Below are 26,090 nucleotides of genomic sequence, written 5' to 3'. Positions count from 1 at the left end.
ACGCCAATCCTGCGGTTGGCCACCATCCCTGTGGGAGCGGGCTTGCCCGCGAAGAGGCCGGCACATCCAACAGAGATATTGGCTGACCCACCGCTATCGCGAGCAAGCTCGCTCCCACAGTTTTGATCTTCAGTGAACGCTAATCCAACGACCGGCCACCATCCCTGTGGGAGCGGGCTTGCCCGCGAAGAGGCCGGCACATCCAACAGAGATACTGGCTGACCCACCGCTATCGCGAGCAAGTTCGCTCCCACAGTTTGACCTGATTACTTCAAGTACCACCCCCAAGGCTGGTCGCTGACGTACTCGGTCACCTGTTTGACCTCCAGGTAATTGTGTAACCCCCATTGGCCCAGTTCGCGGCCGATGCCGCTGTGTTTTATGCCGCCCCAGGGGGCTTCGACGAAGGTCGGTTGCGAGCAGTTGACCCAGACGATCCCTGCACGCAACTGGTTGGCGACCCGGGCGGTGCGCTGCAAGTCCGTGCTCATCACGGCGGCGGCCAGGCCGAAACGACTGGCGTTGGCCATTTGCAGTGCTTGCTCTTCGGTCTTGAAGCGCTTGATGCTCAGCACCGGGCCGAACACTTCTTCGCGCCACAAAATACTGCTGTGGCCAGGCTCGTCGAAAATCGCTGGCTCGACGAAGTAACCTTCGCGCAAGTGCGCCGGTCGCCGTCCGCCCGTGAGCAAACGGGCGCCACTGGCCAGTCCCTGGTCGATGAAGCCGAGCACCTTGTCGTACTGGCCCTGGCTGACCAGCGGACCGAGCAGCACGCCGGGCTGCATGCCTGGGCCAATGCTGATCTTGCGGGTTTCCTCCACCAGCCGTTCGATCAGGCGCGCAGCGATGGTTTCCTGCACCAGCAGACGAGACGTGGCGCTGCACACCTGGCCCTGGTTCCAGAAAATCCCGAACAAAATCCACTCCACGGCGGCTTCGACATCGGCGTCATCGAACACGATAAAGGCAGACTTGCCGCCCAGTTCCAGGCTGATGTTCTTGATGTCGCGGGCCGCCGCCGACATGATTTTCGCGCCGGTGGGCACGCTGCCGGTGAAGGCCAGTTTGTCCACCCCCGGATGCTCGGTGAGCGGGCTGCCGGCATCGGCGCCTAGGCCGGTGACCAGGTTCAAGACCCCGGCGGGCAAGCCGATACGATCGGCGGCAGCGGCCAGTTCCAGGGCGGTCAGCGGCGTCAGTTCCGACGGCTTCAACACCACAGTGGCCCCGGCTGCCAAAGCCGGCGCAACCTTCCACGCGGCCATCAGCAGCGGGTAGTTCCAGGGAATGATCTGCCCGGCCACGCCAATCGGCTCGTGGCGGATGCGGCAGCAGAAACGCGCGTCCGGCAAGGCCAGCGGCTGATCCTGTTGCTGATCCAGTTCGCGGGCCAACCCGGCGTAGTAGCGAAAACAGGCGATGGCGTCACCAATGTCCCACTGCGCTTCGGGCAAGGGTTTGCCGTTGTCGCGCACTTCCAGTTCCGCCAGCGCCTGCTGGCCACTTTCCAGTTCATCGGCCAGCGCCTCCAGCCATTGCCCGCGCTCGGCGCCGCTGGTCTGGCCCCAGCCATTGTCGAAGGCACGCCGGGCCGCACGCACGGCATGATCGACGTCTTCTTCGGTGCCCGCCGCCACGCGGTGGAAGGCCTGTTCGGTAGCCGGATCAATCACGTCCAGATAGCCGCCCAGGTCCGGGCTGACCCATTCGCCGTTGATATAGAGCTGATCACGCATGGTGCGACTCCTGGACGCCGGTACGGCGGTTTTGCAGATGGCGGGAAGTGAACAGCAGGGCCAGCGATACGCAGATGATTACCGTGGAAATTGCGTTGATCTCCGGCGTCACGCCACGGCGGATGGAGGAAAAGATGTAGATCGGCAACGTCGTTTCGGAACCGGCAACGAAGAACGCGATGATGAAATCGTCGAAGCTGAAGGTGAACGCCAACAGGAACCCGGCCATGATCGCAGGACTGATCTGCGGCAGGGTCACCCGCCAGAAGGTGTCCATCGGTGGCGCGTACAGGTCCGCCGAGGCTTCCAGCAAGGCCTTGTCCAGGGAATCGACGCGGCTGCGCACGATCACCATCACCAGTGCCATGGTGAAAAGCGAATGCGCGGCAATCACGGTGAAGAACCCCATGTTCAACTTCGGTACCGTCGGCAACCAGCTCGCCAGCAACGGGTTGATCAGGTCGAACAGGCTGATGAAGGCAATCAGCGTCGAGATGCCGATGACGATGCCCGGCACGATGATCGCGCAATAGGTCAGCGCATCGAACAGCATCCGTACCTTGGCGCCGCAGCGCTGCAAGCCGAACACCGCCAGGGTGCCGAACAGCGTGGCGATCACCGCCGAACTGAAGGCGATCAGCGCGCTGTTGCCCAGGGCTTCCATGATGAACGGGTTGCCGAATGCGGTGCCGAACCATTGCACCGAGCAGCACTGGAACGCCAGGCCACTGCGCCCGGCGTTGAAGCTGAACAGCACGATCAAGGCAATCGGCGCGTAGAGAAACAGGTACAGCGAGGTTGAATAGCTGCGCAGCCACATGTCACAGGCCTCCGTCGGCAGGGCGGCCGCCGTAGCGCGCCACCAGTTTCAGATACACGCCGATGATCAGCAGCATCATCGCCACCAACGTCATGGCCAGCGCACTGCCGAACGGCCAGTTGCGCGATTGCAGGAACAGGTCGACCAACGCGTTGCCGACAAAGAACACCTTGCCGCCGCCGAGAATGGCCGGGATCAGGAACTCGCCCATCAGCAGGATGAACACCAGCATCACCCCGGTGATGATCCCCGGCGCGGACAGCGGCAGGGTGATTCGGCGGAAGCTTTCGAAGGCGCTGGCACCCAGGTCCGCCGAGGCTTCGAGCAGGCGCTTGTCGAGTTTTTCAAGGCTGACGTAGATCGGGAACACCATCAGCGGCAGGTAGCCGTAGACGATGCCGATCAGCACCGCCCACGGCGTGTTGATCAGCCGTACATCCTCAAGACCCAGGCTGGCCAGCAGCGCCGGGATGCCCTTGCCGCTGAGGATGAAAATCCACGCGTAGGTGCGAATCAGGAAACTGGTCCAGAACGGCACGATCACCAGGGTCAGCAACAGCGAGCGGTTCCTTGTGACCTTGACCGCAAGGAAGTACGCCAATGGATAAGCCGCCACCAGGCACACCAGGGTGCCCAGCGGCGCCAACATCAGCGTGTTGCTGAACGCCGCGCCGCGAGAACCGAGGTTCAGGTAGTTGGCCAGTGTGAAGCCACCGGCGTAACCGCCCACGGCGCTGCGCTCGCCGAAACTGAAGACCAGGATGATCACCAGCGGCATCAACAACAGCAGCAGGAACCACAGAGTCGAAGGCAAGAGCATCAGCAGGGTAATGCGCCGGCCGAGGGTGCGCCGTTGGCGAACCTCGACCGACAGGGCATGGCCCGGCTGCACCGTTTGCGGGTGGGCGGCGGCATTCATGGGTGACTCCTCATTGGCCATGGTCAAGCGATCAGGCAGACTTGAATCGCGCCATCAGTTCGGCGCGCGCCGGGCTGGTCAGCGTGGCGGCAGCCCCGAACTCCAGCGGGCTCAGGGCCTCGGCGGCCGGGTACATGATCGGATCGTCGAGCATCGCCACAGGCAGCAGCGCGTCGACACGCTTGTCGCCGCTCGGGTAGCCGTGGCTCAGCACTTCCAGCTTGTTGTGCTGCGGATCGAGCAGGTAGTTGATGAACGCGTAGGCGGCATCCTTGTGCTCCGAGCTTTTGGGAATCGCGAAGAAGTCGCTCCACAACTCGCCACCTTCCTTGCCCAGTTCGAACTGCATTTGCGCGTTGTCGCGGTGCAGTTGCGAGGCGTCGCCGGTCCACGACATCGCCAGCCAGGCATCGCCGCTGCGCATCGACGGCTGGATGTCGGAGTTGATCGCGAACAGGTGTGGCTTGACCTCGATCAGCAGCTTTTCGGCATCGGCCAGTTCTTTCGGGTCCAGGGAGTTGAAGCTGTAGCCAAAGCTTTTCAGCGCGTTGCCGATGGCGGTCAACTGGTAGTCGTGGACAATTGTCCGGCCACTGGCCGGGCCTTGGGCGGCGGCCCAGAATTCCTTCCAGCTGGCTGGGCCGTTTTTCAGTTTGCCGGCGTCGTAGAGCATGCCGGTGGTGCCCCAGTTTTTCGGTACCGCGTAGACCTTGCCGTCCACCGTGCCCTGGGCCATGAACTTTTGCTGGAACGCCGAGGCGTCGAAGTTGGGGATGCGCGACAGGTCCAGCGGCTCGATCAGGCCCAGGCCGACGTAGGTGCTGATGGTGTAGTTGGTCGGCACCAGCACGTCCCAGCCACTGCCGCCGGCCTGTAATTTGGCGAGCATTTCCTCGTTGGAACCGAACACGCTCATCGACACCCGGGCGCCTGTGGTCTTGCCGAAGGCGTCGAGGTTTTCCTGGCTGTGGTAGTTCGGCCAGGTCGCCAGCGACAGGCGATCACCGAGCCTGGTTTGCTCGGCGGCTTCTGCGGTGGAGGTCAGCAGGCCGGGCATGTTGGTCGCGACCACAGCGGCGGCGATCCCAAGGCCCGTGCGGCCAAGGAACTCACGGCGGCTGATCGAGCCGTTCTGCCAGCTGCGCAGGGTTTTTATAAAAGTCTTCTGGTCCATAGCACGCTCCACATCCGGTTGATGAAACGAATCGATGATTTACAACGCCATGGCCAGGCCATTGGCGTGATCCCAGCCGACGCGCACTGCCGCGCCGTGTTCGAATGCATTGGCGCCGTGATCCTGCTGGCGCGGCACCCGCACGCAAACCACGCCAAAGGCCTGGGTGCGGACGCGGTACTCGGTGGAATTGCCCAGATAAATGCGATCTTCAACGCAGCCCGGCAGCTTCACTTCCCGGGTCATCTCGGCGTTGACCCCGGCGATGCTGATCAGCTCCGGCCGCACCGCAATGCAACCGGCGGTGTTGGCGCTCAGGGCTTTGCCGGTGGGGGTGAGGGGGCTGGTCAGTTCCAGCCCTTGCTCGGTGCGCAGCACCACGGAGTTGCCGTTGAGCTGGCGCACGGTGCCGTCGAACAGATTGGACTCACCGATAAAATCCGCCACGTAGCGGCTGGCCGGGGCTTCATAGAGTTGTTCCGGAGTGGCGGTCTGGATGATCGAACCGTTGTGCATCACGCTGATGCTGTCACTCATCGACAGGGCTTCTTCCTGGTCGTGGGTGACCAGCACGAAGGTGATGCCGACCTCGCGCTGCAAACGCAGCAATTCCGATTGCATCTCCTTGCGCAGCTTGCGGTCCAGTGCGGCCAGCGGCTCGTCGAGCAGCAACACCGTCGGCTTGTTGACCAAGGCGCGGGCGAGGGCGACACGCTGTTGCTGGCCGCCGGACAGTTCGCTCGGCTTGCGCTGGCCGAAGCCGCTCAGGCGTACCATCTCCAGCGCTTCGTCGGCCATGCGCAGTTGCTGTTTTTTGTCAGGGCGCGGGGTGCGATAGCGCAGGCCATAGGCAATGTTCTGCGCCACGGTCAGGTGCGGGAACAGCGCGTAATGCTGGAACACCATGTTCACCGGCCGCTCGAAGGCCGGCACGCCGGCAACGCTCTTGCCGGCCAGACGAACCTCGCCGCTGGTGGGTTGTTCGAAGCCGGCAATCATGCGCAGGGTGGTGGTCTTGCCGCAGCCCGAGCCGCCGAGGAAGGAATGAAACGAGCCACGGCGCACCGCGAAATTCAGACCGCCGACGGCCTGCACCTCGCCATAGCGTTTGACCACATTGCAGAATTCGATATCGCTTGGCGGGGTGTTGTTCACGAGACGGGCTCCCTTGCAGTGATGAATCAGTGCGTTGGGGGCCAAACTAGCAATCGGGGTTTTGCGGTGTATATATCCCTTGGGGGATAGAAGCGGATTGTTGTAGGAGCGAGCTCGCTCGCGATGAACTCAAGAGCACTGTGTTGAGCCAGTCATCACGCGTAATCGTTAACGACCATCGCGAGCGGGCTCGCTCCTACAGGGATTTGAGGTGAATACAAATTTTGTTTACACCGCCGACCATTGTGGAAGCGAGCTTGCTCGCGATGGCGGTGTGTCAGACACATGGATGTTGAATGTAAGGCCGCAATCGCGAGCGAGCTCGCTCCCACAGGGGGGGCTGCTAGCCGACAGGTATCAGGCTTGCAGCTTGAGGCCGGGCGCCTGCAACGGATCCTCCGTCAGCTCCCGAATAAACAACCCCAGCAACTCCGACTGGCTGCCAATGCCCAGCTTGGCGTAGATGTTCTTGCGGTGAATCTTCACCGTGCCGGGGCTGATGTTCAGTTGTTCGGCCACTGAGGCGCTGGAGTGGCCGCGCAGCAACAGTTGAACGATTTCCTGCTCGCGCCCGGTGAGGATGTGCGCACCGAACTGGTCGAAGGCTTCGCGGATCTTGAAGTCCAGGTCCTGCGCCGGTCGCGGTTCCTGAGCCTGACGCAAGCGCCAGGCCTCATTGATGACCTGCTCGACCACCGCTTGCGCGCACTCGACCAGTTGCATTTCGTCCCGGCTGAACGCACAACTGGCGCTGGAGCGCATCAACGACAACACTGCCATGGCGCCACCACCGAGGTTGACGAAGAACGCCACTTCCTCGGCCAGTCCGGTTTGCTGGTAATAGGTCAGGAAGTACTCGCCGAGGTAGAAGTGGTCGGGGGCGAACTGGCGCAGACGCCACAGCCCCGGCGCCTGCCCGCGTGTACAGGCCAGGTAGAAGGGATCCAGCAGGTAAGGCCCGCACTGATAGTCATCGACATACACCGCCCGCTTGTCCGCCGAGAACGTATCGAACAACGCCAGTGGCCGGTGATTGCCTTCGTAGACAAACAACACGAAATGATCGACCGGGCAGATTTGCCGAAGCCAATGGCTCAGCCCCGACAACCGCCCATGCCCGGCAGGCAGGTCGAGCAGGTGGGCGACACCGGTGGTCCAGAGTTTCAGTTCCTTGGGGCGCATGGCGGCTACAGGCAGAAGAGGATGGCCTTTGGATGCACAAAGTACGCCATGGCGGTATTGCCCGTGTGAAGCGCGGCGGTTGGCGGTGCGTCGTGGCGAAGACGCACCGCAACAGGGCTTGGTGTTACCGAGTGCTACAGGGCAGGTATCAAAAATGATCGGCTGAATCCTTTAGCGAGCACTCCGGGTCGAAGGCAACAGGATCGTCAGAATCCCCAGCAACGGCAGGAACGAACACAGCGTGTACACGTACTCGATGCCATGGATGTCCGCCAGGTGCCCCAGCAGCGCGGCACCGATCCCGCCGAAACCGAACATCAGGCCGAAGAACACCCCGGCGATCATGCCGACGTTGCCGGGCACCAGTTCCTGGGCGAAGACCACGATGGCCGAGAACGCCGAGGCGAGGATGAAGCCGATGAGCATACTCAGCACGCCGGTCCAGAACAGGTCGACGTAGGGCAGGGCGAGGGTGAACGGCGCGGCGCCGAGGATGGAAAACCAGATCACCTGCTTGCGGCCGATCCGGTCGCCGATCGGGCCACCAAAGAACGTGCCCGCCGCGACGGCGCCAAGAAACAGGAACAGGTACAGCTGCGAACTGGCCACCGACAGGTCGAACTTCTCGATCAGGTAGAAGGTGAAGTAACTGGTGAAGCTGGCCATGTAGAAGTATTTGGAGAACACCAGCAGCGCCAGCACCACCAGGGCGAATGTCACCCGCCGTTTCGACAGGCCGTGGGTGGCCTTGCTGCCTTGCTTGAGCTTGAACAGGTTCAGGTGATTGCGATACCAGCGGCTCAGGCCGTACTGCACGAGGATGGCAAACACTGCGAACAGGCCAAACCAGGCGACGTTGCCCTGGCCATAGGGAATGATGATCGCGGCGGCCAACAGCGGACCGAAGGCGCTACCGGCGTTGCCACCAACCTGGAAGGTCGATTGCGCCAGGCCGTAGCGACCGCCCGAAGCCAGGCGCGCCACCCGCGAGGTCTCCGGGTGAAAGGTCGACGAACCAACCCCCACCAGTGCCGAGGCCACGAGAATGGCCGGGAAGCTGCCGACCATCGACAGCATCAGAATACCGATCAGGGTGCAGACCATGCCGGCCGGCAACAGCCACGGTTTGGGATGACGGTCGGTGTAGAAACCGATCCACGGTTGCAGCAGCGAGGCGGTGAGCTGGAAGGTCAGGGTGATCAGGCCGACCTGGGTGAAACTCAGGCCATAACTGGCCTTGAGCATCGGGTAGATCGACGGCAGCACGGCCTGGATCAGGTCGTTGATCAGGTGCGCCAGCGCACAGGCGCCGATGACGCGCATGACCAGGGGGCTGGCCTGGCTGGCCACCGAAGCGGTGGGTGAGGGAGAGCTCAGGGTAGTGGTCGACATAGGCGAGTTTCCGGATAAAAACGCGAACTGCGAACGCAAGGCGCAGCCAATTTCAGGGTTCGGCGTTATCCTAGGGGCCTCAACGGCGCCCGTCTCGCGCAACTCGGGCGTGGACCATCGCAAAAAGGGCGTCATGATCAAACCATTGCAGACATTTCTCGCGGAGATCGACCAGGGCGGCTGGAGCGTACGCAGCAGTGCGACCGACTACCCGGAAAACTGGTTCATCCCGCCGCACTCCCATGAAAAGCATCAACTGATCTATGCCATCGAAGGTGTGATGGTGGTGCACGCGGCCACCAGCCAATGGACGGTGCCGCCGAGCCGTGGCATCTGGATGCCGAGCGGTGAAGTGCATTCGATTCGCTGTGTGGGGGCGATCAAGATGCGCAGCGTTTTCGTGCGCCCAGACCCGAGCCTGGATCTGCCCGCCGAAACCCGGGCGGTGAGTGTTTCCGCGTTGCTGAGCGAGCTGATCAAGGTCTCGGTCGATTTCGACTTCGCCTGCAATCCGGACTCGCGGGAAGCCCGGGTGCTGCGGCTGATCCTGGATGAGCTGACGATCCTGCCGACCTTGCCATTGAACCTGCCGCAGCCCGCCGACCAACGTATCAACCTGATCTGTAATGCGTTGCAGCGTGACCCTGGGGATGGCTCGACGTTGTCGGACTGGAGCGCCCGGTTGAGCCTCGACGCCAAAACCATCCAGCGCAGGTTTCGCAAGGAAACCGGCATGACTTTCGGCCAATGGCGCCAGCAAGCGCGACTGCTGTTGGCGCTGGAGCGAATAGCCGTCGGGGAGAAGATCATCGACATCGCCGGGGAGCTGGGATACGACAGCCCAAGCGCATTCACGACCATGTTCAAGAAGCAGTTCGGCAAGACGCCGAGTGATTTTTTCAAGTGATGGAAAGGGTGTTCTCTCGCACAAGAGAACACCCTCGGGTCACCGGCACCGCGTCAAACAAAAAGCCGCAACAGTATCGTCGCCAGAATCACCGTCGAGGCACCGCCAATGCGCGTGGAGATTTGCGCGAACGGCATCAGCGACATGCGGTTGGAAGCCGAGAGGATCGCCACGTCTCCGGTGCCGCCCAGGCCGCTGTGACAGCAGGTCACGATGGCCGATTCGATGGGGTACATCTTCATCAGGTTGCCGATGAAGAAGCCGGCTACGGTCATCGACACCACCACCGAGACGCATACCAGCACGTAGCCGACCGAGAACACTTTCACCACACTGTCCAGCGGCACGTAGAGCATGCCCAGGCCGATCATCACCGGCCAGATGAACGCCGATGACACCAGTTTGTAAAAGCTGTTGGCGCCTTTCTCGAGTTTTTCCGGCAGCACCCGAAGGTACTTAAACAGCACCGCCGCGAGGATCATCATCACCGGGCCGGGAATGCCCACGACTTTTTCCAGCAGGCCGCCGAGGACGAAGAACGCGCAGATTACCAGCACCCCTGCACCCATGACGCGGAAGTCGACAATAGTGCCTGTGTCTTCCTTGACCAGGAATTGGTCATTCTCGTCCTTGGCGCGAATCAGCGAGCCTTCGCCATTGATGGTCGGGCGCTTGAGGGCCAGGCGCGCCAGGTAACCGGCACAGATGATCGCCACGATGTTGCCGACCACGGCGGCGGGCGCCAGTTGAGCCACGTAGATATCCGGGGTGCCGCCGAGGATTGCCGAGTAGGCCAGCGACAGGGGCAGTATCCCTTCGCCGATCCCGCCGCCAATGATCGGCACGATGATGAAAAAGAACGTGTGGTGGAAGCTGTAGCCGACCAACTTGCCAACGATCAACCCGCTGGCAACGGCGGCCAGGGTGCCGACGAGCAAGGGAATGAACATCCGCAGCATGCCCTGGACCAGAATGAAACGGCTCATGCCCAGAATGCTGCCGACCACCAGGCTGGCGATCACGAAGTAAAGGAAGTTGGCTTCTTTCATCAGCATTTTGGTGGCGTCGATCGTCGCCGGTCCGAAGAAGCCGTAGAACACCAGGATCGATGGCAGCATCAGGCACAGGATGGCACCGCCGCCGATTTCCTTGAGGATCGGCAGGCGCGAGCCCATTTGGCCGAAAAACACGCCCATGGTCATGATGACGGCGAGCCCGCCGATCATGTTCTTGGGCAGGAAGCCCAGATGGGCCGAGAGATAAACGATGACCGCGATGCCGAGAAAGATCGGCAGCGGGATGACGCCGATTTCGTAGGCGCACAGGCTGCGCAGGCGTTGCACAAATCCGCCGTCGGAGGCGGTTTCGATTTTCAGGGATTGTTCATAGGGCTTGTTCATGTCGCGCTTTCCTCATGTTGTTTTTATCGAGGATTCAGAAACCACGGTTGGCCGGGGATGGATTGCCACTCGGTAGATCGATGGTATCCTTCGCTAATAACGCAATAAACAGCGAAAGTATGAGGCGTATGAACACGAATCGTGATCAATTTCCCTTGCCTGAAGACCTCAAGGTGTTCCTCACCGTCGTTCGAAAAAACGGCTTCGCCAGCGCTGCCGAGGAGCTGGGGTATTCCCCGGCGTACATCAGCAAACGCATCTCCGTGCTGGAAACCACGCTCTCGACTCGGCTGCTGCACCGCACCACACGGCGCATCGCGCTGACTGACGACGGCGAGCGGGTGCGGGTGTGGGCGGAGAAGTTGCTGGGTGACTTCGATGACTTCGTCGGCGAAATATCACAGGCGCGGCAACAGCCGATGGGTTCGCTGCACATCTGCAGCAGCTTCGGTTTCGGGCGCAACCATGTGGCACCGGCGATCTGCGAGCTGTCGCAAACCTATCCCAGGCTTGAATTGCGCCTGGACGTGTTTGATCGCGTGGTCGACATCGTCGGCGAGGGCTTCGATCTGGAAATCCGCGTGGGTGATGACCTGCCGGGCCAGCACCTGGGACGCAAACTGGTGAGCAACCGGCGGGTGCTGTGTGCGACGCCCGAATACCTGGAGCGCAGGGGGGTGCCGCAATCGCTGGCGGACTTGAAAGACCACGATTGCCTGGTGCTCAAGGAGCGCAACAACGCGTTCGGCGTGTGGAGCCTGACGAAGGACGGGCAGGAAGAATCGGTACGCGTCAGCGGGCCGTTATCGTCCAACAACGGTGAGATCGTGTTGCAGTGGGCCCTGAGTGGCGGCGGGATCCTGTTGCGCTCGATGTGGGATGTGAAGCCGATGCTGGAGCAGGGGCGACTGGTGCAGGTGCTGCACGATTACACCCAGAGCGCCAACGTCTGGGCGGTGTACCCGACGCGGTTGAGCCAGTCGGCCAAGCTGCGGGTTTGCGTCGAGTTTCTCGAGGAATACTTTCGTCATCTTTCGGTTGAATGAACCACCGGCATCTCTGTAGGAGCGAGCTCGCTCGCGATGGTCGTTAACGATAACGCGTGTTTACTGGTTAAACGCGGTGCCGTTGAGTCCATCGCGAGCGAGCTCGCTCCTACAGAGCATTAGATCCGCCGCCGGGGTTTTGCATCAGCCCAACCAGGGATTTTCCGCCAGATGCCGGGCCTCGAAGCTGCGAATCTGTTCGGCGCGTTGCAACGTGGTGCCAATGGCATCCAGCCCCAGCAGCAATGATTGCTTGCGCAGTTCATCGATCCCGAACGGGATCACGTTGCCGTCTGCCAGTTCGATGGTTTGTTCCGGCAGATTGACGCTGATTCGAGCCGTTGCCGGGTTGCTGGTCAACGCGGCAATTTGATTGAGTTGAACCTCGGTCAGCTGGATCGCCAACACGCCATTGCGTTGGCAATTGTCGTAGAAAATACCGGCGAAGCTGGTGCCGATCAGGGCGCGTATGCCGACCTGTTTCAGCCCCCAGACCGCATGTTCGCGGCTCGAACCACAGCCGAAATTGGGACCCACCACCAGGAACGCAGCGTCGTTCCAGGCCGGCTGGTTGAGGATGAACCCGGGATCGGGTTCGCCGGACTCAAGGAACCTCAAGTCAAAGAACAGACCCTTGTCCAGCCCCTTGCGATCAATCCCTTTGAGGAACTGCTTGGGCATGATCACGTCGGTGTCGATGTTGGAGGCCAGGAGCGGGGCGGCGCTGCCGCTGACGAAATCGAAAGGTTGCATGGTTCAAGCCTCCAGCGCGAAGGTGCGCACGTCGGTCAGGTGCCCGGTAATCGCTGCGGCGGCGACCATGGCCGGGCTCATCAAATGGGTGCGCGCACCGGCGCCTTGGCGGCCTTCGAAGTTGCGGTTGGTGCTTGAGGCGCAGCGATCACCGGGGGCGAGCACGTCGTCATTCATCGCCAGGCACATCGAACAGCCCGACTGGCGCCATTCAAACCCGGCGTCGAGGAAGATCTGCGCCAGTCCTTCGTCTTCGGCCTGATGACGTACCAGGGTCGAACCGGGCACGATCATCGCCCGCACGTGCGACGCCACCCGTTTGCCGCGCACGACGCGGGCGACGTCGCGCAGGTCTTCGATGCGCGCGTTGGTGCATGAGCCGATGAAGGCGTGGCTGATCACCACGTCGCTGAGCGGCATGCCCGGTGTCAGGCCCATGTAGTTCAGGGCGCGTTGCATGCCCTGACGCAGGATCAAGTCAGGTTGCGCGGCCGGGTCCGGCACATGCCCGCCCACCGATGCGGCCTGATCGGGGCTGGTGCCCCAGGTGACCATGGGTTCGAGCGCCGCGACATCCAGGGTGACTTCGCGATCGAACACCGCACCTTCGTCGCTGTGCAGGCCGCGCCATTTTGCGACGGCCTGTTCCCACAGTTGGCCTTGGGGGGCACGGGGTTTGTGTTGCAGATAAGCAAAGACCTTGTCATCCGGGGCCATGAACGCGCCTCGGGCGCCCGCTTCGACGGCCATGTTGCAGATGGTCATGCGCGCTTCGACGCTGAGGTCGCTGATCGCCGGGCCGGCGAACTCGATGGCATAGCCGGTGGCACCGGAAGCGCCGATTTTTTCGATCAGGGCCATGATGATGTCCTTGGACGTCACGCCCGTACCGAGTACACCGTTAACCGTCACGCGCATTGTCTTCAGGCGCTTGTAGACCAAGGTTTGCGAGGCCAGCAGGTGTTCGATTTCCGAAGTGCCAATGCCGAAACCGAAGGCACCGAGGGCACCGTAGGTAGTGGTGTGGCTGTCGCCGGCGGCAACGACCATGCCGGGCAGGATAAAGCCTTGTTCGGGGGCCACGACGTGCTCGATGCCCTGGCGCTTGTCCAGCACGTCGAACAGTTCGATACCGAAGTCGCGGCAGTTTTCTTCGAAGTAAGACACCTGACGAGCGCCGCCAGCGTCCGGCATGGCGGCAGTGCGTGTCGGCGCCGTGGGATTGACGTGGTCGACGACCGCCAGGGTCGCGCCCGGGCGCCAGGCTTTGCGACCGGCTTCGCGCATGCCACTGAATGCTTGCGGGCTGGTGTATTCGTTGGCGACCTGGCGGTCGATGTACAGCAGCACGTGGCCCTGATCGTCGAGGGCGCATACGGTGTGGCTGTCGATGTGTTTTTGGTAAAGCGTTCTGGGGCTGTGCATGGTGTGGGCTCTTGTTGTCATGCGAGATCACGGAAATGTACCCACAGCATATTCGTCGCCATTCCTGCATCAAGCGCCATTAAGTGAAGGCATTGAACACGATATGTGAATTACCGGGCGCTGCTCAACGTAAAGAAACTACCTAGAACACTGCGGCAAATGCCGTTACCAATGGGGTTCGTCTCAATATCCCGCTGGTGGCGGCTGCCCTAGGCTGTGTGCTTTTGGCAAACCGGTGGGCGAAGTTGTTATGCGTTTATTTGAACTGATCACTTTTACCGTGCGGGTGCGCACGGTTGCGCAAGCGTTGGCGCAGATCGAGGCGGCGCTGGACGACCCGAAAGTCGGCGGCACGTTGATAGGCTGCTGGGCTTCGGAGATCGGCCAGTTGAACCAGCTTGCCGTGCTGCGTGGCTACGCCGACGAACACCTGAGGCAAGCCGAGCGCGAGCGTTTCCTGCTGGGGGGTGGGGCGTTTGGCATCAACGAGTTCATCACCGATCTACGCATCGAAAACTACACGCTGTTCCCCTTTCTCGAACCCTTGAGCGCCGGTCAGCACGGTCCGTTCTATGAGTTACGCGTCTACGACCTGATCAGCAGCGGCTTGCAGCCCACCCTCGACGGCTGGAGCAAAGCGATCGAAGCGCGGACCGCCGAACAGTATTCACCGGTGTACGCGGCGTTTTATGCCACTGACGGTTCGCTGCCGCGCTATTTGCACATCTGGCCGTGGACCACTTTGGAACAGCGCCTGCAAGTACGCACCCAAGCGGTTGCCGACGGCGTCTGGCCGCCGGAAAACTCCGGCCCGCAACTGGGTGACATGCGCTCGACGATCTACCTGCCCGCGAAGTTCTCGCCCTTGCAATGACCCGGGCTCGGCGCGACCGGGGTCCTCAGAAACGATCCAGCCTGTACGGCGCAGTCGCCGGCAGGCTGTAGGGCAGGGCTCCAGTCAAGGGCGAGGCCATTTGCGCGATCATTTCCGCCGTGACCGCCGCCTGGGTCAACCCCAGATGCTGATGACCGAAGGCGAGCAGGACCTTGCCGTCGCACACCCGGTCGATGATCGGCAGGGAGTCGGGCAAGGACGGCCGGAAACCCATCCACGGCGTGGCGGCTTCGGCACTCAGGTCGCGTTTGAACAGGCCTTTGCTCAGGCGGTGCAACTGCCAGGCGCGTTCCATGGTCGGTGGGCAGTCGAGACCGGCGAACTCGACGGTGCCGGCCAGGCGCAGCCCGTCTGCCATCGGCGTCATGATGAACTTGCGCTCCAGTGAAGTGACGGCAAACGGCAAGCGTTCGTGCTCGTGGGGCAGCATCAGGTGATAGCCGCGCTCGGTGTCCAGCGGTACCTTCTTGCCGGTCAATGCAGTGGTGAGTTTGGCGGAATGGGCGCCACAGGCAACCAGCACGTGTCGACTGCTGACGCGTCCTTGATTGGTGATCAACGACACGCCGCTTTCATTCAATTGCCCGCCCTCGACCCGCTGCTTGAGGAACTGCACGCCGCTGCTTTTGGCCGCGTGCACCAGTTCGCCAACCACCTGGAAGGGATCGAGAAAATGCCCGGTGCGCGGGAAGAATAATCCGCCCCGGAGCTGCTCGCTGAGTTGCGGCGCCGCATCGCGTACCGCCTTGGCCCGCCAGAAATCCACCGGCACTTGCTGCTGGCGCATGCGCGCCTGTAGCGCTTCGATGGCCTGTTGCGAGTCGGCGCGCTCGAACACCAGCAACGAGCCGTCTTCCTTCAGCAACTGGGGACGTTCGATGGTCTCCAGCAACCGGTGCCAGGCCCCCAGGCTGCTTTCATTGAGCGCGCGGATGCCGGCCACGGTGCGCTGGAACGGCGCCGGTCGCAGGTTGAGCAACAGGCGTGCGAACCAGGGCAGGGCCCGGGGCATGTATTTCCAGTCCAGGCGCAGCGGGCCCATCGGGTCCATGAGCATGGCGGGCAGGCGTTTGAGGATCGACAGGTCGGCGATGGGGAACACCTGCTCGGTGGCCAGGTGCCCGGCATTGCCGAACGAGGCGCCACGACCGGGCTCCTGCTGATCGATGACCACCACCCGCCGGCCCTGGCGCGCCAGGCGCAGGGCGCAGGCGACGCCGATGATCCCGGCGCCGATCACGGCAACGTCCGACACTGTATTGGGGCTGTTGAAAAGGGAGTCGTTGGACATGGCCTAGGCTTCTCTCTGGCCGTCGAGCAGGCGACGCAACTGCAATGGGTTGCCGTGCTTGAGCGCGGCCGGCAACAGGGCGTCGGGGAAGTCCTGATAGCAGACCGGGCGCAGGAAACGCAGGATGGCGGCGGTGCCGACCGAGGTGGTGCGCGCATCGGACGTCGCCGGGAACGGGCCGCCATGGACCATGGCATCGCACACCTCGACCCCGGTCGGCCAGCCATTGACCAACAGGCGCCCGGCCTTGCGCTCCAGAGTCGGCAGCAAGGCCCTGGCGCTCTCCACGTCGGCATCGTCCAGGTGCAGGGTGGCGGTCAACTGGCCTTCCAGGTGTTCGATGACCTGGCGGATTTGCTCGTCGTTGGCGCATTGCACGATCAGCGACGCAGCGCCGAACATTTCTGCCTGCAACGCCGGGTCGACGAGAAATTCACTGGCCTGGGTGACGAACAGGTGGGTCTGGCACTGGTTCGGGGTTTCGCCCTTCAAGCCGACGGCCACAGTTTTCGCGTGGGCATGCTCGGCCAGCGCGCCGACGCCGGCCTCGTAGGCCTTGAAAATACCGGGGGTGAGCATGGTCTGCGCCGGGCTGCGCTGTAGCAGTTGCGCGGCCGACTGGATGAAGCGCTCTAGGTCCGGGCCCTGGCGGGCAATCACCAGACCCGGGTTGGTGCAGAACTGGCCGGCGCCTTGGGTGAGGGAGGCGACGAAGCCTTGCGCCAGGGCTTCGGCTCGCGATTGCAGGGCTGCCGGGAACAGCAAGACCGGGTTGATCGAGCTCATTTCCGCATACACCGGGATCGGCTCGGGACGCGCCTGGGCCGCGTTGCACAAGGCGATGCCACCGCTGCGCGAGCCGGTGAAACCCACGGCCTTGATGCGCGGATCGGTGACCAGGGCGATACCCACTTCGCGGCCGGAGCCGAACAACAGCGAAAACACGCCTTCGTGCAGCCCGCACAGTTTGACCGCACGGGCCAGGGCTCGGCCCACCAACTCGCTGGTGCCGGGGTGCGCGCCATGGGCCTTGACGATCACCGGGCAACCGGCGGCCAGCGCCGACGCGGTGTCACCGCCGGCGACGGAGAAGGCCAGGGGAAAGTTGCTGGCGCCGAACACCGCCACCGGGCCGAGCGGCACCTGACGCTGACGCAGGTCCGGGCGGGGCAGGGGCTGACGCTCCGGCAGCGCGCTGTCGACCCGTACATCCAGCCACTCACCGGCACGCACGGTGCGGGCAAAGGTTCGCAACTGCTGGCAAGTGCGGCCCCGTTCACCCTGGATGCGCGGGCGTGGCAGGCCGGTCTCGGCCACGGCGCGGTCGATCAATTCATCGCCGAGGGCTTCGATTTCGCTGGCGATGGTTTCGAGGAATTCGGCGCGGGCGTCCAGGGATGTCGCGCGATAGCTGTCCAGGGCACTCCACGCCAGGGCGCAGGCCTGTTCGACGTGTTCGCCGCTGCCACCGTGATAGGGCGGTTCAAGAGGTAGATCCGTGGCGGGATCGATGCCGCGGATCGCTTCGCGGTTGCCGGCGATGGCCTGCTGGCCGATCAACATGTTGCCTGTCAGAGTCATGGTCTTTCCTGAAACAAAGAGGGGGGGCGTTGCGAAAAAAACGCCGTACCGCCGTGGGCGAAAATAAAGGCGGCGCACCTTGGCACGCCGCTGTACAGGCTGAATGTCAGGCGAAGTTCTGCTCGGCCGACCACTGCTCGTACCACTGGCGGAACAGCGCGTACTGGTTCTCGGCATAACGACGCTGGGCATCGCTGAGCGCATCGGTCTCGTTGAAGTGCAGGGTGTATTCCTTGTCGCCATTGAGCACCATCAGGTGCTTGTAGTAGAGCACCAGGTCGCAACCCTCATCGAAGGACGACAGCACCGCCAGTGCCGATTCCAGTTCCCGCGCCTGACGACGCGCCTTGGCATCGCCCTTGGCCGCTAGTTTGCTCAAGGCCACCAGGCGCAACACTTCGCGCGGCAGCGCGTTACCGATGCCGGTGATGGCGCCGGTGGCGTTGCAGTTGACGAAGCCATGGACCACCTGGGTGTCGACACCGACCATCAGGGTCACGTCATCGTCCTTGGAGGTGATGTGTTCGGCGGCGTAGCGCAGGTCGGCGGCACCGCCGAACTCCTTGAAGCCGATCAGGTTCGGATACTCGCGGCGCAGTTCGAAGAACAGGTCGGCGCGGGTGGCGAAGCCGTAGTAAGGGCTGTTGTAGATCACCGCCGGCAGGCCTGGAGCAGCTTTGAGGATCGCGGCGAAGTGGGATTTTTGCGCGGTGGCCGAAGCGCCGCGAGACAGCACGCGAGGGATGACCATCAAGCCATGGGCACCGACTTTGGCCGCGTGTGCCGCATGGGACACCGCTTCGCGGCTGTTGACGGCACCGGTGCCGACGATGGTCGGAACACCGGCGGCCACCAGGCGCGCCACGCCTTCCTGACGCTCGGCTTCGGTCAGCAGCGGCCAGTCGCCCATGGAACCGCAATACACCACGGCGCTCATGCCAATGTCGATCAGCTCGCGACCCTTGGCCACCAGCGCGTCGAAGTCCGGCTTGCGCTCGGCGGTGCATGGGGTCATCAGTGCAGGGATGCAGCCAGTGAAAATGTTGTCGCTCATTTTGTTGTTACTCCTTGAGGCGTTCATTCAGATTTGGTCAGGGAAAAGGCGTGGGGCTCAAATGCCCCACGCAAAGGGGTCCTGTTCGTCGATCAGCAAGGTGCTGTCAGCGGTCATGTAGGCGCGGCCGGTGATGAAAGGGATGATGTGTTCGCCTTCCCATTCGTAGCTGCCGACAAATTGGCTGGCGGTGATGCTGGCCTGGACCCAGCGTTCACCGGCGGCCAGCTTCCCGTCGGCCGCCAGGCACGCCAGTTTTGCGCTGGTACCGGTCCCGCAGGGCGAGCGGTCGTAGGCCTTGCCCGGGCACATGACAAAGTTGCGGCTGTCGGCGTGATCGTCGTCGGCAAACAGTTCGATGTGGTCGATCAGCGCGCCGTCTTCACCGTGGATGCCCTGGGCCTCGAGGGCCTTGAGCATTGCCCAGGTGTACTCGGTGAGGAACTCGACGTTGTCCATCTGCAAGGCCTGACCGTGATCGGACACCAGGAAAAACCAGTTGCCGCCCCAGGCGATGTCGCCGTACACGCGGCCATGTCCTGGTACTTCGACCGGCACCTGTTGGCGGTAGCGGTAGGCGGGCACGTTGCGCAGGGTGACGTTGCCGTCCTCATGCAGCGTGGCGATGACCGGGCCGACCGGCGTATCGATCTTGTGCTCGCCGGGCTGGATATGCCCCAGGTAATGCAGCGAGTTGACCAGGCCGATGGTGCCGTGACCGCACATGCCGAGGTAGCCGGCGTTGTTGAAGAAGATCACGCCGCAGGTGGCATCCGGCGACACCGGTTCGCAGTACAGCGCCCCCACCAGCACATCGTTGCCACGGGGCTCCAGCAGGCAGGCGCGACGCCATTGGTCATGCTGCTCGCGCAGGGCATCGCGCTTCTCGGCCATGGTCCGGCCGGGCAACTGGGGCAGGCCCGACATCACCAGGCGAGTCGGCTCGCCGCCGGTGTGGGAATCAATGACATGTACTTTTTTCATAAACCTTTCCATTTGAGGAACACGCAGGCTTTGCTGGCCTGAATTTCAGCGAGAGGTCTGGGCGGATACACCAATCGGACGCTGGCCTGTGGTCGTGCCGGTGTGAGCAGGATCGGCTTGGCTTTCTCCGTCCTCGTCTTCCAGGCGAACCAGATGCGCCGGCACCCCGGTGGCCGCGCCCCAGTAGTAGATGCCCATCGCGCAGGCCGCCACGACCACGGTGTCGAAGGGATGGGTGAGTACGCCCATGCCGCCGAAGCTGCCGAGCCAGGACAGCACGATGGTCACGGCATAGAAGCCGATCAGCCACGCCGAAGAACGCACTTGTTGGGCCAGGCTCAGGTGTTGGGTCGGCACGAAACGTCCGCACAGCAGGTACACCACGAACATCAGGATTTGCAGGCCGAGCAACCAGGACACGGTGCTCCAGCCGGACCAGTAGACGATCAGCGCGGCGATGATGAATGACACCGGGCCCAGGACGCCCATGCGCTTGACCTTGAACGGGCGCGGCATGTCCGGCGCATTGCGGCGCAGGGCAGCCACCGACACCGGGGCCACGGCGTAGCTCAACACCAGCGCGGCGGAGACCACATTGATCAGCGCTTCCCAGGAGGGGAAGGGCAGGGTCCAGAACACCGACAGGGCGAAGGTCAGCCACAGCGCCGGACGCGGGATGCCGGACTTTTCGTCAATGCGGGTGAAGACCTTGAAGAAGGTGCCGGTCTGCGCCCAGCCGTAGATCACTCGCGGTGTCGCGTTCATGTAGATGTTGCCGCAACCGCTGGGAGAGATCACCGCGTCGGCCACCACCAGATAAGCCAACCAGCCCACACCCAATGCCAGGGCGATGTCGCGGTAGGGCAGGGCCAGTTCCTTGGCCACGCCGGCCCAACCGTTGGCGAGCATTTCGGTAGGCACGCCGCCGAGGAACGCCACTTGCAACAACACATAGATGGCGGTGGACAGCAGTACGGAGAGGATCAGTGCAATCGGAATGGTGCGTTGTGGATTCTTCACTTCGCTGGCCACCGAGATGATCGGCGTCAACCCCAGGTAGGCGAAGATAATGCCGCCGGCGGACACCGCCATCTCGACACCTGACAGCCCGAACGGCATGAAGCCCTGGGACTGGAAGTTCTCTGGTTTGAAGAAGGTGAACAGCACGCCGATCACCAGCAGCGGCACGATGAACTTGAACATGCTGATCAAGTTGTTGGCCTTGGCGAACGTTTTCACGCTGTAGTAGTTGAGCATGAAGAACAGGCACAGCAGGCCGAACTGGACCAGCCAGCCAAGCGCCGTTGGATTGCTGGAACCGGCCTGGGTCAATGCGGGAAACCACGCAGCGGCATACTGGCGCGCGGCGACCACCTCGATGGCCACCAGGCTGGAAAACGCGATCAGCGTAATGAAGCCCATCAGGTAACCCAGCAACGGGCCGTGGGAGTAAACCGGGTAGCGAACCACACCGCCGGCACGGGGCAGCGCTGCGCCGAGTTCACAGTAGACGATGCCCAGCAGCAGCACCGCAAAACCGCCCAGCAGCCAGGAAAAGATCCCCGCCGGCCCCGCGATGGCGGACACGTGACTGGCTGCGAACAACCAGCCGGAACCGAAGATGGCCCCCAGTCCGATAAACGTAAGGTCTATCAACGAAAGTTGTTTTTTGAACTTGCCTTGGCCTGACATGGCATCGCCTTCTTGTGAGTTATTGGATAGGCAGGTGTGCACTTCAAGACGCCCCGGTCGGTTTTGCCGAGGAGGGCGGTGGCCATAGAGTGAACTTGGCGGCGTGCCCGCGATTGATGTTTTCCTTGGGTGTCGATGACGAAATCAGCACAATGGGAAATGTCTGATTTTTGCGAGGGACCGGTTGATGACTCAGGATGCGTTTGCGCTGTTGTGCCAGGGCGACGACTCGAATCGCCCCGAATCCATCGAGCAACTGCTGGCGGGCGTTGCGCTTCTGCTGCCCATGCTGGATGTCATTCCGAATGCGGCGATCTTCATCAAGGATGTGCAGGCGCGCTATGTCATGGCCAACCGCACGCTGGTGCAGCGCTGTGGTTTGAAGCAGCTAAAACCGCTGCTGGGGAAAACCAGCGCCGAGGTGTTCCCGGAGCAACTGGGGCCTGGTTACACCGAGCAGGACCGGCGGGTGCTGGAGCAGGGGCGGGTGCTGGAAGACCAGCTGGAGCTGCATCTGTACGGCAGCCGGGAACCCGGCTGGTGCCTGACCCATAAACGACCGTTGTATAACCGCCGCAATGAAATCATCGGTCTGGCGGGCATTTCGGTCGACCTGCAATCGGCCAGTGACACGCACCCGGCGTACCAGCGCCTGGCGGCAGTGGACGAGCATATTCGCGCGCATTTCAACCGTCGCGTCACCCTGGGCGAGTTGACGCGCATCGCCGGTATTTCCGTGGCGCAACTGGAACGCTACTGCAAGCGCGTGTTTCACCTGACGCCACGGCAGATGATCCAGAAGGTTCGCCTGGAACACGCGCATCGACTGCTCCACACCGATATGCCGATCACCGAGGTCGCCCTGCAATGCGGCTATACCGACCACAGTGCGTTCACCCGGCAGTTCAAGGCATTAACCGGTTTCACCCCGCGCCAGTACCGGCAGGCCACCGGTCACCAGCAGCCGTCCGGTCTGGATTAGCGACGCGCCGCCAATGGCCCTGTAAACTGGCCGCGCAAAAGGCGCCTGCCTCACCACCTCAAGCAAGAGAGTCCTCATGGCAAACCACGACCTGACCTTCACCCCTGATCCCGATGCGGATTCGATTTCCTCCGACGTTGTCGGTTTCGGCGGTGTGCTGGTCTCCACCCAGATCCCCACCCGCGCCGACGGCAGCCTGGAACTGGGCGACATCACCCTGCAAAGCGAATGCACCCTGCAAGCGCTGAAGGTCGCGCTGGAGCGAGCCGGCAGTTCCATGGACCGCGTGATGCACCTGACCATCTACCTCACCGACATGGCCGACCGCGCCGCGTTCAACGAGGTCTACAAGCGCTACTTCGCCAAACCCTGGCCAGTGCGCGCTGCTGTCGGGGTTGCCTCGTTGGCGGTTGAAGGCATGCGCGTGGAAGTGACCGCGATGGCGGCCAAGGCCTGATCACGGCAACACACACAATACTGTAGGAGCGAGCTTGCTCGCGATGAACCTGAGAGCGACTCGGGGCATCAGGTTGCCAGCGTTATCGTTGACGGCCATCGCGAGCAAGCTCGCTCCTACAGGGATTGAGGCCTGCTCGAAGCACCACCCGGCAGCATACGGGTGCCGGTCAGGCGTTTCGCCGCTACAATGCACGCCTCGACCGTGACAAGCCTGACTAAAAAAACTATGTCTTTGCCCAAACATCACCTGGAATTGCTCAGCCCTGCCCGCGATGTCGCCATCGCCCGCGAGGCCATCCTGCATGGCGCCGATGCCATCTACATCGGTGGCCCAAGCTTCGGCGCCCGCCACAATGCCTGCAACGAAGTGAGTGATATCGCCCAATTGGTGGAGTTCGCCCGTCGCTACCACGCGCGGGTGTTCACCACTATCAATACCATCCTGCACGACAACGAACTGGAACCGGCCCGCAAGCTGATCCATCAGTTGTACGACGCCGGCGTCGATGCGCTGATCGTCCAGGACCTGGGGGTGATGGAGCTGGACATTCCGCCGATCGAGCTGCACGCCAGTACCCAGACTGACATCCGCACCCTGGAGCGAGCGAAGTTCCTCGATCAGGCCGGTTTCTCACAACTGGTGCTGGCCCGCGAGCTGAATCTCCAGGAGATCCGCGCCATCGCCGACGAAACCGACGCAGCCATCGAGTTCTTTATCCATGGTGCGTTGTGCGTGGCGTTTTCCGGCCAGTGCAACATTTCCCACGCGCAAACCGGGCGCAGCGCCAACCGTGGCGACTGCTCCCAGGCCTGCCGTCTGCCGTACACCCTCAAGGACGAAAAAGGTGGGGTGATCGCCTACGAAAAGCACCTGCTGTCGATGAAGGACAACAACCAGAGCGCCAACATCCGCGCCCTGGTCGAGGCCGGCGTGCGCTCGTTCAAGATTGAAGGCCGCTACAAGGACATGGGCTATGTGAAAAACATCACTGCCTACTATCGTCAGCGCCTCGACGCCGTGCTCGAAGATCGTCCGGACCTGGCCCGTGCCTCCAGCGGCCGCACCGCGCACTTCTTCCTGCCCGACCCGGAAAAAACCTTCCACCGTGGCAGCACCGATTACTTCGTCACTGACCGCAAGATCGACATTGGCGCCTTTGATTCGCCGACCTTCACCGGTCTGCCGGTGGGTGTGGTCGAAAAAGTCGCCAAGCGCGACATGCAGGTCGTGACGCACGAGCCGCTGTCCAACGGCGACGGCCTCAACGTGCTGGTCAAGCGTGAAGTGGTGGGGTTCCGCGCCAACATCGCCGAACCCAAAGGCGAATTCGAAGAGGACGGCGAGAAACGTTATCGCTATCGCGTCGAGCCCAACGAGATGCCGGAGGGGATGTACAAGCTGCGCCCCAATCATCCGCTGAATCGCAACCTTGATCACAACTGGCAACAGGCGCTGCAAAAGACCTCCGCCGAGCGTCGAATTGCCCTGAACTGGGTCGCTTGCCTGCGTGAAGAGCAACTGGAACTGACCGCTACCAGCGAAGAGGGCATCAGCGCCAGCGTCACCCTGGCCGGCCCGTTCGGCGCCGCCAACAAACCGGAACAGGCGCTGGAGCAATTGCAGGATCTGCTCGGCCAACTGGGTACCACGCAGTACCATGCCATCGACATCAAGCTGGACGCGCCGCAGGCGTACTTCATCCCCAACTCGCAGCTCAAGGCCCTGCGCCGTGAAGTGATCGACGCCTTGACCGAAGCGCGGATCGCCGCCCACCCGCGTGGCAGCCGTAAGGCCGAGACCACGCCGCCGCCGGTGTACCCGGAGTCGCACCTGTCCTTCCTGGCCAACGTCTACAACCAGAAGGCCCGCGACTTCTATCACCGCCACGGCGTCAAGCTGATCGACGCGGCCTACGAGGCCCACGAGGAAACCGGCGAGGTGCCGGTGATGATCACCAAGCACTGCCTGCGTTTCTCCTTCAACCTGTGCCCGAAACAGGCCAAGGGCGTGACTGGCGTGCGCACCAAGGTTGCACCGATGCAGCTGATACACGGCGATGAAGTGCTGACGTTGAAGTTCGACTGCAAGCCTTGTGAAATGCACATCATCGGCAAGATGAAAGGCCACATCCTCAACCTGCCGCAACCGGGCAGCGTGGTGGGGCACATCAGCCCCGAAGACCTGCTCAAGACCATCCCGCGCGCGCCGCACTGAGTGACCGGTGAGTGCGCTGCAACAGCGCGCTCACCTGTTCCAGCCTGAAACCTCTTTTGCTGAAATTCCAGACGCTGACGATAAACCTGGAGCTGGCGGTCGACACTATTTACAGGTATCGGCGACGGCCTTTTCAGCTCGTTTGAATTCCTGTTTGACGTCGGTCGGGATGCGTTGCCTTTTCAGTTCCTGACCGAGGAAGGGTTGTTCGCCTCGGGACTGGACCTCAGCCTCCTCGGCCGTTATCTGCGCCTCGATGGCAGCGGCGTGCTTGTCGATGACGGCATCGACCTCGGCTTCATTCCTGGCGGTATCGAGTGCCAGGACCAACTGGCCGGCCTCGGCTTTTTCGGCTTCGGCATAGGCTTCGACCGTCAACCCGGAGGCCAAGGCTCGCGCTTGGGTTTCCAGGTCATTCAGGTGCTCCCGAGCGGCCTTGCAGACCGCTTCCTGTCGCTGGTTCTGGATGTGTTCCCAGGTGTTCAACCCATAAACCGCGGTCCCGAGTACCAGAAGGGTTGCAGCGGCCCCCATTAATTTGCCTTTCACTTTTGGCGCCCTCAAATGGCAAGGGAAGGGTGTTGCATAAACGATTCCCGATTCAATTCGAGTAAAGAAAAGCGTAGCAGAGCTGTTCGGGCTGAATGTGCGCCGATAAATCCCCGAGATCCGGCTCAACACTAAGCGCCTGTTTTAATGAACAATTTTTTTTGTTTGGGCTTCCCAGACGAGGAAAAAGTTGGTAAATTTGCGCCCACTCTTGCAGCGGCCCTCAGGGAACCAGCCGCGAGAGCAGGCAACAGGTCTTGTTGCCACTCAAGAAAGCGAGTGCCAGGCACTCATCGCAACAGATACAGGGGCGTCGCCAAGCGGTAAGGCAGCAGGTTTTGATCCTGCCATGCGTTGGTTCGAATCCAGCCGCCCCTGCCATTTTTTTATTCCTGCATAATCAGATAACACTCGACCGACGGTTATTATTCGTCGACTCGTCGATTCGTTGGTTTTTGCCTCCCGTTCCCCGGTCG

At 62.2% G+C, this 26,090-nt stretch carries 22 protein-coding genes and 1 tRNA gene; 7 read left to right on the top strand and 16 right to left on the bottom strand.

Features of this window, described 5'->3' with window-relative positions:
- Positions 1 to 266: 266 nt before the first annotated feature.
- The 7 genes from AC1RDQ_RS28075 to AC1RDQ_RS28045 form a co-directional block, all read right to left on the bottom strand.
- On the bottom strand, positions 267 to 1,739 hold the full coding sequence (locus AC1RDQ_RS28075) for an aldehyde dehydrogenase family protein (protein ID WP_492588721.1): 1,473 nt from the start codon (positions 1,737 to 1,739) through the stop codon (positions 267 to 269).
- Positions 1,732 to 2,559 carry an ABC transporter permease gene (locus AC1RDQ_RS28070; RefSeq protein ID WP_057715265.1) on the bottom strand — a complete coding sequence of 276 codons (828 nt, stop codon included), beginning with the start codon at positions 2,557 to 2,559 and terminating at the stop codon, positions 1,732 to 1,734. The genes AC1RDQ_RS28075 and AC1RDQ_RS28070 overlap by 8 nt, the downstream gene beginning before the upstream one ends.
- A 1-nt stretch (position 2,560) precedes the next feature.
- Positions 2,561 to 3,478, bottom strand: a complete 918-nt coding sequence (locus AC1RDQ_RS28065; RefSeq protein WP_349736185.1) for an ABC transporter permease — start codon at positions 3,476 to 3,478, stop codon at positions 2,561 to 2,563.
- A 31-nt stretch (positions 3,479 to 3,509) separates the two neighbouring features.
- A complete protein-coding gene (locus AC1RDQ_RS28060; RefSeq protein WP_492588720.1) occupies positions 3,510 to 4,652 on the bottom strand; it encodes an ABC transporter substrate-binding protein in 1,143 nt (380 codons plus the stop codon).
- 39 nt (positions 4,653 to 4,691) lie between these two features.
- Entirely contained in the window at positions 4,692 to 5,807 is a 1,116-nt protein-coding gene (locus AC1RDQ_RS28055; RefSeq protein ID WP_492588719.1) for an ABC transporter ATP-binding protein, read from the bottom strand.
- A gap of 357 nt (positions 5,808 to 6,164) precedes the next feature.
- Complete coding sequence (locus tag AC1RDQ_RS28050; protein ID WP_492588718.1) at positions 6,165 to 6,989, bottom strand: response regulator transcription factor; 825 nt, start codon at positions 6,987 to 6,989, stop codon at positions 6,165 to 6,167.
- Between the two features lie 171 nt (positions 6,990 to 7,160).
- Complete coding sequence (locus tag AC1RDQ_RS28045) at positions 7,161 to 8,381, bottom strand: MFS transporter (RefSeq protein ID WP_218498291.1); 1,221 nt, start codon at positions 8,379 to 8,381, stop codon at positions 7,161 to 7,163.
- A 133-nt stretch (positions 8,382 to 8,514) separates the two neighbouring features.
- Here AC1RDQ_RS28045 and AC1RDQ_RS28040 point away from each other — a divergent pair, with 133 nt between their 5' ends.
- Positions 8,515 to 9,288, top strand: a complete 774-nt coding sequence (locus AC1RDQ_RS28040) for an AraC family transcriptional regulator (protein ID WP_489340448.1) — start codon at positions 8,515 to 8,517, stop codon at positions 9,286 to 9,288.
- 53 nt (positions 9,289 to 9,341) lie between these two features.
- Here AC1RDQ_RS28040 and AC1RDQ_RS28035 read toward each other — a convergent pair whose 3' ends face one another.
- On the bottom strand, positions 9,342 to 10,688 hold the full coding sequence (locus tag AC1RDQ_RS28035; RefSeq protein WP_057715258.1) for a 2-hydroxycarboxylate transporter family protein: 1,347 nt from the start codon (positions 10,686 to 10,688) through the stop codon (positions 9,342 to 9,344).
- A 128-nt stretch (positions 10,689 to 10,816) separates the two neighbouring features.
- On the opposite strand from AC1RDQ_RS28035, the gene AC1RDQ_RS28030 reads away from it, so the two are divergent.
- Complete coding sequence (locus AC1RDQ_RS28030; protein ID WP_057715257.1) at positions 10,817 to 11,734, top strand: LysR substrate-binding domain-containing protein; 918 nt, start codon at positions 10,817 to 10,819, stop codon at positions 11,732 to 11,734.
- Between the two features lie 144 nt (positions 11,735 to 11,878).
- Here the strand turns inward: AC1RDQ_RS28030 and leuD are convergent, their stop codons facing one another.
- A complete protein-coding gene (gene leuD, locus AC1RDQ_RS28025) occupies positions 11,879 to 12,487 on the bottom strand; it encodes a 3-isopropylmalate dehydratase small subunit (RefSeq protein WP_492588717.1) in 609 nt (202 codons plus the stop codon).
- Positions 12,488 to 12,490: 3 nt separating this feature from the next.
- Entirely contained in the window at positions 12,491 to 13,912 is a 1,422-nt protein-coding gene (gene leuC / locus AC1RDQ_RS28020) for a 3-isopropylmalate dehydratase large subunit (RefSeq protein WP_340317640.1), read from the bottom strand.
- A 250-nt stretch (positions 13,913 to 14,162) separates the two neighbouring features.
- Between leuC and AC1RDQ_RS28015 the strand changes: the two genes are divergently transcribed.
- On the top strand, positions 14,163 to 14,786 hold the full coding sequence (locus AC1RDQ_RS28015; RefSeq protein WP_492588716.1) for an NIPSNAP family protein: 624 nt from the start codon (positions 14,163 to 14,165) through the stop codon (positions 14,784 to 14,786).
- 25 nt (positions 14,787 to 14,811) lie between these two features.
- Here the strand turns inward: AC1RDQ_RS28015 and AC1RDQ_RS28010 are convergent, their stop codons facing one another.
- The 5 genes from AC1RDQ_RS28010 to AC1RDQ_RS27990 all read right to left on the bottom strand — a co-directional run bounded on the left by AC1RDQ_RS28010 (position 14,812) and on the right by AC1RDQ_RS27990 (position 21,409).
- Positions 14,812 to 16,098, bottom strand: a complete 1,287-nt coding sequence (locus AC1RDQ_RS28010; RefSeq protein WP_492588715.1) for an NAD(P)/FAD-dependent oxidoreductase — start codon at positions 16,096 to 16,098, stop codon at positions 14,812 to 14,814.
- 3 nt (positions 16,099 to 16,101) lie between these two features.
- Entirely contained in the window at positions 16,102 to 17,679 is a 1,578-nt protein-coding gene (locus AC1RDQ_RS28005) for an aldehyde dehydrogenase (NADP(+)) (RefSeq protein WP_492588714.1), read from the bottom strand.
- A 106-nt stretch (positions 17,680 to 17,785) separates the two neighbouring features.
- Positions 17,786 to 18,733: a dihydrodipicolinate synthase family protein gene (locus AC1RDQ_RS28000; protein ID WP_492588713.1), complete on the bottom strand. Its 948-nt coding sequence runs from the start codon at positions 18,731 to 18,733 to the stop codon at positions 17,786 to 17,788.
- Between the two features lie 57 nt (positions 18,734 to 18,790).
- On the bottom strand, positions 18,791 to 19,717 hold the full coding sequence (locus AC1RDQ_RS27995; RefSeq protein ID WP_492588712.1) for a 4-hydroxyproline epimerase: 927 nt from the start codon (positions 19,715 to 19,717) through the stop codon (positions 18,791 to 18,793).
- 45 nt (positions 19,718 to 19,762) lie between these two features.
- Positions 19,763 to 21,409, bottom strand: coding sequence for an APC family permease (locus AC1RDQ_RS27990; protein ID WP_492588711.1), 1,647 nt, complete (start codon positions 21,407 to 21,409; stop codon positions 19,763 to 19,765).
- Positions 21,410 to 21,596: 187 nt separating this feature from the next.
- Here AC1RDQ_RS27990 and AC1RDQ_RS27985 point away from each other — a divergent pair, with 187 nt between their 5' ends.
- The 3 genes from AC1RDQ_RS27985 (at position 21,597) to AC1RDQ_RS27975 (ending at position 25,065) form a co-directional block, all read left to right on the top strand.
- The gene (locus AC1RDQ_RS27985) at positions 21,597 to 22,391 is read left to right on the top strand and encodes a PAS domain-containing protein (RefSeq protein ID WP_492588710.1); all 795 of its coding nucleotides are present in this window, start codon (positions 21,597 to 21,599) and stop codon (positions 22,389 to 22,391) included.
- Between the two features lie 76 nt (positions 22,392 to 22,467).
- Complete coding sequence (locus AC1RDQ_RS27980) at positions 22,468 to 22,848, top strand: RidA family protein (protein ID WP_008021538.1); 381 nt, start codon at positions 22,468 to 22,470, stop codon at positions 22,846 to 22,848.
- A 228-nt stretch (positions 22,849 to 23,076) separates the two neighbouring features.
- Positions 23,077 to 25,065: a peptidase U32 family protein gene (locus AC1RDQ_RS27975; RefSeq protein WP_090454936.1), complete on the top strand. Its 1,989-nt coding sequence runs from the start codon at positions 23,077 to 23,079 to the stop codon at positions 25,063 to 25,065.
- A gap of 105 nt (positions 25,066 to 25,170) precedes the next feature.
- On the opposite strand, the gene AC1RDQ_RS27970 is transcribed toward AC1RDQ_RS27975, so the two are convergent.
- Positions 25,171 to 25,599, bottom strand: a complete 429-nt coding sequence (locus AC1RDQ_RS27970) for a hypothetical protein (protein ID WP_057715243.1) — start codon at positions 25,597 to 25,599, stop codon at positions 25,171 to 25,173.
- A 321-nt stretch (positions 25,600 to 25,920) separates the two neighbouring features.
- Between AC1RDQ_RS27970 and AC1RDQ_RS27965 the strand changes: the two genes are divergently transcribed.
- A tRNA-Gln gene (locus AC1RDQ_RS27965) sits at positions 25,921 to 25,995 on the top strand.
- Positions 25,996 to 26,090 lie beyond the last annotated feature (95 nt).

This window comes from Pseudomonas sp. GW823-FHT02E01, from assembly GCF_058797535.1.
This window is presented reverse-complemented; position numbering and strand designations above follow the sequence as displayed.